We start from the raw sequence: 12,517 nt of genomic DNA, 5'->3' as shown, positions 1-12,517 counted from the left end.
TCGCTAACTTCGTTGTCTATCTATCATTTGCGCATCTCAGTTAGACATTCTTGCAGCCCAAATGATATCAAAACATGCTATAAACAGGTTCCCAATAAGAACAAGCTTATAAGTTAGCTAAATTAGTTGTGTTCAATTAATGCATTTAGCTTAACATAAAAAGTAAACTTTCTATGGGGTAGATTAATGCGGATCGTTATTCTAAACGATACTTTCCGTCTTTGTCTTTAATATTCAGGAGAACGCATGGAGTTTAATGTAAAAAGCGGCAGCCCAGAGAAACAACGCAGCGCTTGTATTATCGTGGGGGTGTTTGAGCCTCGTCGTTTATCTCCGATAGCGGAGCAACTAGATAAAATCAGCGATGGCTACATCAGCGCCTTATTACGCCGAGGTGAACTGGAAGGTAAAGTCGGCCAGTCATTGCTGCTTCACCATGTACCAAATGTTCTCTCTGAGCGCGTTTTACTCATTGGTTGTGGTAAAGAGCGTGAGCTGGATGAACGTCAGTATAAACAGATCATTCAGAAAACAATTAATACGCTCAATGAGACGGGCTCAATGGAAGCAGTCTGCTTTCTGACTGAGTTACATGTTAAAGGCCGTAATAATTACTGGAAAGTACGTCAAGCTGTCGAGACTGCAAAAGATTGCCTCTATACCTTTGATCAACTGAAAAGTAATAAAACCGAATTACGCCGACCACTGCGTAAAATGGTCTTTAATGTGCCAACTCGTCGCGAGTTACCAAGCGGTGAACGCGCAATTGCTCACGGTTTAGCTATCGCATCAGGTATTAAAGCCTGTAAAGATTTAGCAAACATGCCACCAAATATCTGTAATGCCGCTTATTTAGCATCGCAAGCGCGCCAATTAGCAGATACCGCTCCTAACGTTGCAACGCGTGTTATTGGCGAAGAGCAAATGAAAGAGCTGAGCATGAACGCTTATCTTGCCGTAGGTCAAGGCTCTCAGAACGAATCTTTAATGTCGATTATCGAATACAAAGGCAATAAAGATCCTGAAGCTCGCCCTATTGTGCTGGTAGGTAAAGGACTCACCTTTGATTCCGGTGGTATTTCAATCAAACCTGCTGATGGCATGGATGAGATGAAATATGATATGTGCGGTGCAGCCACTGTTTATGGTGTTATGCGTGTAGTTGCTGAGTTGCAATTACCGATTAACGTTATTGGTGTTCTTGCTGGCTGCGAAAATATGCCAGGTGGAAAAGCCTATCGTCCTGGTGATATCCTCACTACAATGTCAGGTCAGACCGTTGAAGTGCTCAATACCGATGCTGAAGGTCGTTTAGTATTATGTGATACATTAACGTATGTAGAACGTTTTGAGCCTGAATTAGTTATCGATATCGCAACATTGACTGGTGCATGTATGGTTGCTCTTGGGCATCATTACAGTGGATTAATGTCAAATCATAATCCATTAGCGCATGAGTTAATGAATGCATCAGAACAAGCGGGTGATCGTGCATGGCGTTTACCATTAGGCGAGGAGTTCTATGAACAAATCGAATCTAATTTTGCTGATTTAGCAAATACAGGTGGTCGCTTAGGTGGCGCTATTACCGCGGGATGTTTCTTAGCGCGTTTTGCAACCAAATATAACTGGGCACACTTAGATATCGCAGGTACTGCATGGCGTTCTGGTAAAGCCAAAGGCGCAACAGGTCGTCCGGTTTCTTTACTGTCTCAGTTCTTACTTAATCGCGCGGGTTTGAATAGCGACGATTAATACCGCATAATTATTAGGGTAAAGGTATTATCCTAATAGGCTAGCGACTTATTAATAGTTAATAGCTAGCTAATTATTACGGTTAATAGAGCAGACTCAAAGAAGGGTATTGCGTTGCAATACCCTTCTGTTATCGGGATATCATGAAAAACGCCACGTTTTATTTAATGGAACATCCATCAATACATGAAGATCTACAGGCTCATGAGTGGCTTGCCTGTCAACTTATCGCTACACATTGGCGATTAGGTAAACGTATTTTGCTCGTTTGCGGATCACAGGCACAAGCTGAGTTACTTGATGAAGCACTATGGGCAAGAGAGCCTCATCAATTTGTTCCTCATAATTTAGCCGGTGAAGGGCCTCGTTATGGCGCACCCGTTGAATTATGTTGGCCTGGTAAACGTGGAAATGCCCCTCGTGATCTCTTGATTAATTTGCAATCTCAATTTGCAGACTTTGCCACAGCTTTCCATGAAGTGATAGACTTTGTACCTATCGATGAACAATTGAAACAGTTGGCGCGTGAACGATATAAAATCTATCGTAGCGTCGGCTTTACTTTGACCATGGCTACGCCGCCAACCTATTGAATATGTAAAGAATATGGAAAATAAATCCGCACCTAAAGAGCCATCGCTCGACACAACTTATAATCCTGCAGAGATTGAACAGCCTCTGTATCAGCACTGGGAAAAAAACGGTTATTTTAAAGCTAATGGTGATACGACTCAGGAAAGCTTCTGTATCGTTATCCCACCGCCAAACGTTACTGGTAGTCTACATATGGGTCATGCTTTCCAGCAGACCATTATGGACACCATGATCCGTTACCAGCGTATGCAAGGTAAAAATACCTTATGGCAATCAGGTACTGACCACGCAGGTATCGCCACACAAATGGTGGTTGAGCGTAAAATCGCTGCTGAAGAAGGTAAAAATCGTCATGACTATGGTCGTGATGCATTTATCGACAAAATTTGGGAATGGAAAGCTGAATCAGGCGGTAATATTTCTAACCAAATGCGTCGTTTAGGGAACTCCGTGGATTGGGAGCGCGAGCGCTTTACCATGGATGAAGGTCTATCAAAAGCGGTTAAAGAAGCGTTTGTTCGCTTACATAAAGAAGACCTTATCTATCGCGGTAAACGCCTCGTTAACTGGGATCCTAAATTACACACGGCAATTTCTGATCTGGAAGTTGAAAACCGCGAAGTAAAAGGTTTCATGTGGCATCTGCGTTATCCATTGGCCGATGGCGCAAAAACCGCTGAAGGTAAAGATTACCTGATTGTAGCAACAACACGTCCTGAAACCATGTTAGGTGATACTGGTGTTGCGGTTAACCCTGAAGATCCACGTTATAAAGATTTAATTGGCAAAGAAATTATTCTGCCTATCGTGAACCGTCGTATTCCAATTTTAGCGGATGAACACGCTGATATGGAAAAAGGCACGGGTTGCGTAAAAATCACGCCTGCTCACGACTTTAATGACTATGAAGTGGGACGTCGTCATCAGTTACCAATGATTAATATCATGGATTTTGATGGCAACATTCGTGTTAGCGCTGAAGTTTTAGATACCAACGGTGTTGAGTCTGACGTTTACAGCACTGAAATTCCACAAGCCTATCAAGGCATGGAACGCTTTGCTGCACGTAAAGCGATGGTCGCTGAATTTGAGCAATTAGGTCTATTAGAAGAGATTAAACCACACGATCTCACCGTACCTTACGGCGACCGTGGTGGCGTTGTTATTGAGCCTTTACTAACCGACCAATGGTATGTTCGTGCTGCGCCTTTAGCAAAACCCGCTGTTGAAGCGGTTAAAAATGGTGATATTCAGTTTGTACCAAAACAGTACGAAAATATGTACTTCTCTTGGATGAATGATATTCAAGACTGGTGTATTTCTCGTCAACTGTGGTGGGGTCATCGCATTCCAGCTTGGTATGATAACCAAGGCAATGTCTATGTTGGTCGTGACGAAGAAGAAGTTCGTCGTGAAAATAACATCGCTGCTGATGTTGCATTACGCCAAGACGAAGATGTATTAGATACATGGTTCTCTTCTGCGCTATGGACATTCTCAACCTTAGGTTGGCCTGAAAATACCGAAGCTCTGAAAACATTCCACCCAACGAATGTATTAGTCAGTGGCTTCGATATTATTTTCTTCTGGATTGCGCGCATGATCATGATGACCATGCATTTCATCAAAGACGAAGATGGCAAACCACAAGTCCCATTTAATACTGTGTATATGACTGGTCTTATTCGTGATGAAGAAGGTCAGAAGATGTCTAAATCTAAAGGTAACGTACTCGATCCTTTAGATATGATTGACGGTATTTCATTAGAAGCACTGTTAGAAAAACGTACTGGCAACATGATGCAGCCACAAATGGCTGAGAAAATTGCTAAACGTACTAACAAAGAGTTCCCAGAAGGAATTGAAGCACACGGTACAGATGCCCTGCGTTTCACTTTAGCGGCATTAGCCTCTACAGGTCGTGATATCAACTGGGATATGAAACGTCTATCAGGTTACCGTAACTTCTGTAATAAGCTATGGAATGCTAGCCGCTTTGTTCTGATGAATACTGAAGAGCAAGATTGTGGTTACCAAGGTGGGGAAATGACATTCTCGCTAGCAGACCGTTGGATCTTAGCTGAATTTAATAATACCGTTAAAGCTTATCGCGAAGCGTTAGATAACTACCGTTTCGATATTGCGGCGGGAATTTTATATGAATTCACATGGAATCAATTCTGTGACTGGTATCTTGAGCTATCAAAACCTGCGGTACATAAAGGTAATGATGCGCAAAAACGTGCAGCTCGCCATACTCTGATTGAAGTATTAGAAGGTTTACTGCGTCTGGCACACCCAATTATTCCATTTATTACAGAAACTATCTGGCAGCGTGTGAAAGAAGTGAAAGGACTTGAAGGTGAAACTATCATGTTACAACCTTTCCCATCTTTTGATGCAGCACAAGTAGATGAACAAGCGCTTAACGATCTTGAGTGGATCAAAGAAGTTATCGTTGCAGTACGTAATATTCGTGCTGAAATGAATATCTCTCCAGGTAAACCACTTGAAGTTATCTTACGTGGTGCTGATGATACCGCTAAGCGTCGTGTCAGTGATAATATTGGCTTCTTAAAAGCGATGGGTCGTCTAGAAGATATTCGCCCATTAGCAGAAGGTGAAGAAGCACCATTATCAGTAACTAAACTGGTTAACGGCGCAGAATTACTGATCCCAATGGCGGGTTTTATCGACAAAGACGTTGAGTTAGCTCGTTTAGATAAAGAACTGGAAAAAGTTGAAAAAGAGATTACGACTTTAGACAGTAAATTATCTAACGAAGGCTTTGTTAGCCGCGCACCAGAAGCTGTTGTTGCCAAAGAGCGTGAACGCTTAGCAACTTGCTTAAGTTCGAAAGAAAAACTGATTGCCCAGAAGATTTCTATCGCTTCACTGTAAGTGAACAATCAGCAAGCCTCTTTTAAGAGGCTTGATAACTGGCACTAAAGCCCGCGTTTATCGCGGGTTTTTACTTGTTTTTTCTTAAATGAGAGTCAGTAAAAAAAGAAAACTATTTTCTACTCAATTATTGTGATTTTTCTAGTCCATTTCTTTATAAATACACTTTAATTTCTCTATATCCTCTTTGATTTAATTAATAGATAAAATATAAAACTATGAGTAACTAGGTTAACTTTATCAATGAGTGAGTTTAGCAGTTTACAATCATATCAAATCAATTAAGATAAGTTTTGTAGCTATCAATGCTACTTTCAATGAAGAAGTTCCTTTCCGGTGCTCTCTCAATAAGTTATCAAAAAATATTCTACTAAAAAGTGAAAACGATGAGTGCAACTATGACTGCAACCCCAATAACAACCCAAACTGCAACACAACACATTGTAATCAGAGCGATTGAAGCAAAAGACAATGCGGGCATTGCTCGTGTTATCCGTGAAGTCTCCGCTGAACATGGCTTAACTGCTGATAAAGGTTTTGCTGTTGCCGATCCTATTTTAGATACCCTATATGACGTTTATCACCAGCCTCGTAGTGCTTACTGGGTTGTTGAAATGGATGGCGAAATCGTCGGTGGCGGTGGTGTTGCACCACTTGCTGGTGGTGATGGCGATACCTGTGAACTACAGAAAATGTATCTATCATCAGTATTACGCGGTAAAGGTATTGCAAAAAAAATTGTTCAGCAATCCTTAGCCTTTGGCAAAGAACAGGGCTATAGCCGCTGCTACTTAGAAACCACTGATATTCTGAAAGCAGCCATTGGTTTATATGAAAAACTCGGCTTTGAATTTATTGATGAAGCATTGGGTAACACAGGTCATGGTGACTGTGAAATCCGCATGTTGAAGTACCTATAATTATTTGAAGTTACCTCTACACCCTAGACTAAAAAATTAGCACAATCTATTTTACCCACATTATAAAATGTGGGTTTTTCATATCTAAATAGCATCTATCAACACAAAATTTATTTATCAAAATGATATAAAGATGTGGTTTTCACTCTCTATTTCTTTAATTAAATTATTTTTAATTATTAGCAATATATCATTCAATCAATCCTTAAATTAAATACTATTAAAACAACAAAGTTTAAATCGCCTTTCATTTCACTATAAATAATCACATTTAATTTCTTAAATTAAATATTTTCTATCTTATTTTATATTTTAAAAACCTTATTTTTTTATATTGCTATTTTTATCTATTTTAATATCTTTATACAGATAAAACCATGCATTGGTTTTTATCACTCTAAAATCTAAAGGGAATTTCTTTCATGAAAAACTTTGTTAAAATTGCGCTTCTTGCTTCTGTTATCACCGTTATGACGGGTTGTACTGGTAGCGTATACAATAAAGAAAAAGACTGTAACTACGATTACTTACTGCACCCAGCAGTTTCTATTTCTAAAATCATTGGTGGCTGTGGCGATACCAGTAAGTAAGAAATAAAATCATTAGCAAACTACATTCTGCTTATTGTTGCTAAGAAAGAGTGTAGTTTTTTCCTATTTTTATCATTATATAAAAACAGTATTTAACAAGTACTCCATTAATCTAAAAATCATTATTTCAATTCTTTAAATATACTCTATTTATTATTCTTATTCTCTTTATTGAGTCTCTTCTTTATTTTACTTCTAGTATATAAAAGTTGTTCATATTTTTTGAACTCCATCAACAAATTCACCTTATTTTGTTTATCACCAGAACACTTTACTATGGCTGTTATTAAGAGATCGTAATAACCTGTTTTGCCTCCTTCTGTGTCTGGGTTATTGCGGTTTCTTTCCTTAACTCGGAGAATTATCATGACTATCAGACAGGTTAATCATATTTATGACGCGCCAAATTCACACTGGGTAGGTAACGGTTTTCCAGTGAGCTCAATGTTTTCCTATCGTGAAAATCCTGAGCAATATAGCCCGTTTCTGCTGATGGATTATGCCGAGCCAACGCTTTTTAAACCTGTAACCAATGCGCGTGGTGTTGGAGCGCATCCACATCGCGGATTTGAAACAGTGACTATTGCTTATCAAGGTGAAGTTTCTCATCATGACTCTAAAGGTCATGCTGGAACTATTGGCACTGGCGATGTGCAATGGATGACCGCAGCATCGGGTATTTTGCACAAAGAGTATCACTCTGAAAAAATGACCAAAGAAGGCGGTACGCTAGAAATGGTTCAGCTTTGGGTGAACTTGCCTGCAGCACATAAAATGACGCAGCCTCGTTATCAAGCGCTAAAAGCCGCAGCGATCCCGCATGTTGAATTACCCAATGCTCAAGGTTATGTCAGAGTTATCGCGGGTGATTATTTAGGTACTCAAGGTGCAGCGAAAACATTTTCGCCCGTGAATGTGTGGGATATGCACCTAAATAACGCAGGTGTTTCTCATCACACTATTCCAAATGGCTATAATGCGATGCTATTTGTAGTAAAAGGCGCTGTGCATATTAATGAAAATCAAATTGCTCGCCAAAACGAAATGGTGATTTTTGATAATCAAGGCGACACACTAACATTAGAATCAATGGGGGATACTATTGTACTGGTGTTAAGTGGTGAAGCGATTAATGAGCCTGTTGTAGGTCAAGGCCCTTTTGTGATGAATACACAAGAAGAGTTAGCACAAGCATTTGATGATTATGATAATGGGAAATTTGGTCTATTAGAATAATGATTAACTGCTAATGCTTAGCTTAAGCACTAAAAACAGACAACACCAGTCACAGATAATCAATTTTGTGGCTGGTGTTATTATTTTTGTACTGGCAAATTTAGTACAAAGGGACAACATTTAGCGAAAAATTAATGCAAGCGTGATGATTTATCAGAATCGTCTTCGTCTTCTTCTGCTTCATCGTCGCCATCTTCATCGTCATACTCAGCATCGGGATCTTCAAAGTAAGTGCCCCAACCATCGTAATAGACACCCATTTTTTCAGCTAAATTCATTAGCTGTTCAACTTGCGCATCAATAAGTTCTGCATTAAGACCGCTTTCGCTTACTGCATCAAAGCAGACTAAAATTTGCCCTGATTCAACTTCAATTTCTTCTGGCTCTGTTACTTCATAGCCCAGTTTGAATACTTCAACGGCTGCTTTTTCTAGTGTTTCAAAATCTTCACAAGAGATGTGATGTTCGATAGCATAAAGCGCATCGGGATCACTGCCATCTTCGAGTAATTCTTCAATAATCAGACGTGTTTCTTCACGTTGTTCTGCTAACTCTTTGCTGTCCGCCATAATCATGCTCCGCAATAGTCTGAAAAGGTATCCAGCTCATTCTCCCACAGCCAGAATCAACACACCATACCTAATCGCTTTCTACTTATGTTCTCACTTTTTGTTAAAAGTTTTCTTTCTGGGGTTGTTTGTGAATATTTATTGATATAAATTGAATATAAATTCAACGAAAGGATAGTTTCTTTATGAACCCATTTTACCAAAAATCATTTTTGCGGTTGTTAGATTTCTCTCCCATAGAAATCCAACAATTACTTACATTGTCGGCAAAACTCAAAAAAGCAAAAAAATCAGGTAATGAAATTCAATACCTTACTGGCAAGAATGTTGCCTTAATTTTTGAGAAAGACTCAACACGTACTCGTTGTGCTTTTGAAGTAGCTGCGTTTGATCAAGGCGCTAGAGTGACTTATCTTGGTGGTGGTAGCCAAATTGGTCATAAAGAATCCATTAAAGATACGGCTCGTGTATTAGGTCGTATGTATGACGGTATTCAATATCGTGGTTACGGACAAAAAACAGTTGATGCACTAGCACAACACGCAGGAGTGCCGGTGTGGAATGGCTTAACGAATGAATTTCATCCAACACAATTGCTAGCTGATTTGTTAACTATCACTGAACACCAAACCAAGCCGCTGTCTGAAACCGTGTTTGCTTATCTAGGCGATGCTCGTAATAACATGGGTAACACTATGCTAGAAGCCGCTGCATTGACAGGTATGGACTTACGTTTAGTGGCACCAAAAGCGTGCTGGCCTAACGCAGAACTGGTTAAACAATGCCAAGAAATTGCGAGTAAAAATGGCGGAAAAATAACACTCACTGAAAATGTCGCTGAAGGCGTTAAAAATGCTGATTTTCTCTATACTGATGTTTGGGTTTCTATGGGTGAACCAAAGGAAGTATGGAAAGAACGTATTGCCCTACTCAAGCCTTATCAAGTGAATATGGATGTGATTAAATTAACTGATAATCCAGAGGTTAAATTTCTACACTGTTTACCTGCATTTCATGATGAAGAAACCACTATGGGTAAAACATTAGCGCAAGAATTTAATCTATTTGGTGGTTTTGAAGTAACGGATGAAGTGTTCGAATCAAAACACAGTATTGTATTCGATGAAGCAGAAAACCGTCTTCACACCATCAAAGCGGTGATGGTGGCAACTCTTGCAGACCCTTTTTAAAATACATATTCATGCAAAAACGCCCCTTTTTTATCCTAAAAAGAGGGACGTTTTATGCATTCACTTTCGATCTCATTGATTTTAAAATTAAAAAAAATTATTTTGCAAAAAATAAAAGCAAACGCTTGCGTGCGGATTTAAGATGCGTATAATGCGCCACAATTTGTCAGGAGGAAAGATGAAACAGCGCCTATTCCAGTTTGTCTCAATAAAAAGCACCCTACCATCGGGTCGCAAGCGCATTCTCTTTTTCCCAACAATCCTATTTTTTAAAACCCCTCTTTTTGAGGGGTTTTTTTTGCCTGTAAAAAACCATTCACCGCACTATTCCATCTCATCGCATGAGGAGAACTCAAATGACTAATCCGCTCTATCAAAAACATATTATTTCCATTAATGATCTGGACAGGGAAGATTTGGAGTGTGTTCTCCGAGTTGCTGATAAATTAAAACAGCAACCAAATAATGAATTATTAAAAGAGAAAGTCATTGCGAGCTGTTTTTTTGAAGCCTCAACACGTACCCGCCTCTCTTTTGAAACTGCAATCCACCGCCTTGGTGCATCAGTAGTTGGTTTTTCTGACGGTAGCAACACCTCGCTAGGTAAAAAAGGTGAAACGCTGGCAGATACAATTTCAGTTTTACGCACTTATGCTGATGCGATAGTTATTCGTCATCCTCAAGAAGGTGCAGCTCGATTAGCCGCTGAATTTGCTGGAGATATTCCAGTACTTAACGCAGGCGACGGTGCAAATCAGCATCCAACCCAGACTTTACTGGATTTGTTTACCATTAAAGAGACACAAGGCAGATTAGATAACTTAAATATCGCCATGGTTGGTGACTTAAAATATGGTCGAACTGTTCACTCATTAGCTCAAGCGTTAGCTAAGTTCACTGGTAATCATCTCTACTTTATCGCCCCTAAAGTGTTGGCGATGCCAGAACATATTCTGCATTTACTAGAAGAAAATGGTGTTCAATATAGCCAGCATGAAACCCTTGATGAAGTGATATCCGAGCTGGATATTCTTTATATGACTCGTGTACAAAAAGAGCGTTTAGACCCATCTGAATATGCCAATGTAAAAGCGCAGTTTGTTTTAACCACCGCTGATTTAACTAACGTAAAAGAGAATTTAAAAATTCTTCACCCACTGCCTCGCATTGATGAAATTACAACTGATGTAGATAAAACCCCTTACGCTTACTATTTCCAACAAGCAGGTAACGGTATCTACGCACGTCAGGCATTACTTGCCTTAGTTCTGAATAAAACACTGGTTCTTTAATAAGGAGCGCACCATGACACATGATCACAAACTAAAAGTTGAAGCAATCAAACGTGGCACTGTGATTGATCATATTCCAGCGCAGGTGGGCTTTAAGATCCTGTCACTTTTTCGCTTAACTGAAACAGACCAAAGAATTACCGTTGGCTTTAACTTACCTTCGGAGAATTTAGGTAAAAAAGATTTAATTAAAATAGAGAACGTATTCTTAACTTCGGAACAAGCAAACCGTTTAGCAATGTATGCACCACAAGCCACGGTAAATATTATCGATGAGTATCAAGTCGTTGATAAAATGGCATTAAGCTTGCCTGAATTACTAGAAGATGTGGTTCCATGTCCTAATAGCAACTGCATTAGCCATAACGAACCAGTTCAAAGTAGTTTTCGCGTAAAAAAACTCGCGGCTGACGTTGTATTAACCTGCAAATATTGCGAAAAAGAGTTTGAGCGCCACGCTGTTATTCGCTAATTCTTTTCACTATCTGCTCGCAAGGGCAGATAGTTTTTTATAAAAATAGAATAATTACCTCTTAAAAGCCCCAAGACTATTTTTACTAAAAATAGAAATAGTCTATTCCCTCTTTTTTATAAAAAATATTTCTATGATTTCACCATTTTGGTGGATTAAAAATAGCGTCAAAACGCAAAAAAGCTCTATGTTCATTTTCTTTTTATCTGTATAGACTTTATGATAAAGCCTGATATCTATCATATTGCTAATACTATCCGCTGGCTATAATGGCAGCGTGCTAACCCAACGTTAGCGTCAATCTTATAAAAACAGGAGTTATACATGTCTTACGAGATTAATACCGAAAAAGCCCCTGCAGCTATCGGCCCTTATGTACAAGGTGTTGATTTAGGTAATTTAGTCATTACATCAGGTCAATTACCTGTTGATCCGGCTACAGGTGAGTTTGTTTCAGACAACGCTGCTGAGCAAGCACGTCAATCTTTAGAAAACGTGAAAGCAATTATTGAAAAAGCAGGTTTAACTGTTGCTAATATCATCAAAACAACGGTCTTCGTTAAAGATTTAAACGATTTCGGTACAATTAATGCAGCTTATGAAGCCTTCTTTAAAGAACACAATGCCGCTTTCCCAGCACGTTCTTGTGTTGAAGTGGCACGTTTACCAAAAGATGCAAAAGTAGAAATCGAAGTTATCGCTATTCGTTAATTTCGTCTCAATTATTTATATTAAAAAAGCAAAGGTCTCTTTCTGAGCACTTTGCTTTTTTTATGTTCTCACTTATTGATGGATAATTTATCACTTTACTTTTTGGCACATATTTACAATCACACCAACCCCTCTACTCACCTGATGTAGCAAAAATACCTTGATTCAGATCAGTATTTATGAAGATTATTTCCCTTCCAATTACTATATATTGTGCTTTAATACTTGGCGACATACAACATATAGTAATTATACACATCTTATCCACAATAAGCCTAAATGCAGTG

Annotated in this window: 11 protein-coding genes; 10 read left to right on the top strand and 1 reads right to left on the bottom strand. The window is 39.1% G+C overall.

Annotated elements, in window-relative coordinates:
- Positions 1–246: 246 nt before the first annotated feature.
- The 6 genes from pepA to ABN099_RS11760 all read left to right on the top strand — a co-directional run bounded on the left by pepA (position 247) and on the right by ABN099_RS11760 (position 7,996).
- Entirely contained in the window at positions 247–1,755 is a 1,509-nt protein-coding gene (gene pepA, locus ABN099_RS11785) for a leucyl aminopeptidase (protein WP_349463974.1), read from the top strand.
- Between the two features lie 143 nt (positions 1,756–1,898).
- A complete protein-coding gene (locus ABN099_RS11780; protein WP_349463973.1) occupies positions 1,899–2,348 on the top strand; it encodes a DNA polymerase III subunit chi in 450 nt (149 codons plus the stop codon).
- Positions 2,349–2,361: 13 nt separating this feature from the next.
- Positions 2,362–5,250, top strand: coding sequence for a valine--tRNA ligase (locus ABN099_RS11775; RefSeq protein ID WP_349463972.1), 2,889 nt, complete (start codon positions 2,362–2,364; stop codon positions 5,248–5,250).
- Between the two features lie 398 nt (positions 5,251–5,648).
- Positions 5,649–6,170 (top strand): GNAT family N-acetyltransferase, encoded by a 522-nt coding sequence (locus ABN099_RS11770; RefSeq protein WP_432807511.1) that lies wholly within the window; start codon positions 5,649–5,651, stop codon positions 6,168–6,170.
- Positions 6,171–6,592: 422 nt separating this feature from the next.
- Positions 6,593–6,760: a YhfL family protein gene (locus tag ABN099_RS11765; RefSeq protein WP_064718668.1), complete on the top strand. Its 168-nt coding sequence runs from the start codon at positions 6,593–6,595 to the stop codon at positions 6,758–6,760.
- Positions 6,761–7,132: 372 nt separating this feature from the next.
- The gene (locus ABN099_RS11760) at positions 7,133–7,996 is read left to right on the top strand and encodes a pirin family protein (RefSeq protein ID WP_349464085.1); all 864 of its coding nucleotides are present in this window, start codon (positions 7,133–7,135) and stop codon (positions 7,994–7,996) included.
- A 131-nt stretch (positions 7,997–8,127) separates the two neighbouring features.
- On the opposite strand, the gene rraB is transcribed toward ABN099_RS11760, so the two are convergent.
- On the bottom strand, positions 8,128–8,565 hold the full coding sequence (gene rraB, locus ABN099_RS11755) for a ribonuclease E inhibitor RraB (protein ID WP_349463970.1): 438 nt from the start codon (positions 8,563–8,565) through the stop codon (positions 8,128–8,130).
- Positions 8,566–8,750: 185 nt separating this feature from the next.
- Between rraB and argF the strand changes: the two genes are divergently transcribed.
- From argF to ABN099_RS11735, 4 genes are all read left to right on the top strand, one after another.
- Entirely contained in the window at positions 8,751–9,755 is a 1,005-nt protein-coding gene (gene argF / locus ABN099_RS11750; RefSeq protein WP_349463969.1) for an ornithine carbamoyltransferase, read from the top strand.
- 356 nt (positions 9,756–10,111) lie between these two features.
- Entirely contained in the window at positions 10,112–11,047 is a 936-nt protein-coding gene (gene pyrB, locus ABN099_RS11745) for an aspartate carbamoyltransferase (RefSeq protein WP_349463968.1), read from the top strand.
- 13 nt (positions 11,048–11,060) lie between these two features.
- Entirely contained in the window at positions 11,061–11,519 is a 459-nt protein-coding gene (gene pyrI / locus ABN099_RS11740) for an aspartate carbamoyltransferase regulatory subunit (protein ID WP_349463967.1), read from the top strand.
- Positions 11,520–11,843: 324 nt separating this feature from the next.
- A complete protein-coding gene (locus ABN099_RS11735) occupies positions 11,844–12,230 on the top strand; it encodes a RidA family protein (RefSeq protein ID WP_004246200.1) in 387 nt (128 codons plus the stop codon).
- The last annotated feature ends 287 nt before the right edge of the window (positions 12,231–12,517 follow it).

It is taken from the genome of Proteus hauseri (assembly GCF_040139125.1).
Taxonomy (GTDB): domain Bacteria; phylum Pseudomonadota; class Gammaproteobacteria; order Enterobacterales; family Enterobacteriaceae; genus Proteus; species Proteus hauseri_B.
Note: the sequence above shows the minus strand (reverse complement) of the source record. Positions and strands in the feature narration are given on the sequence as shown.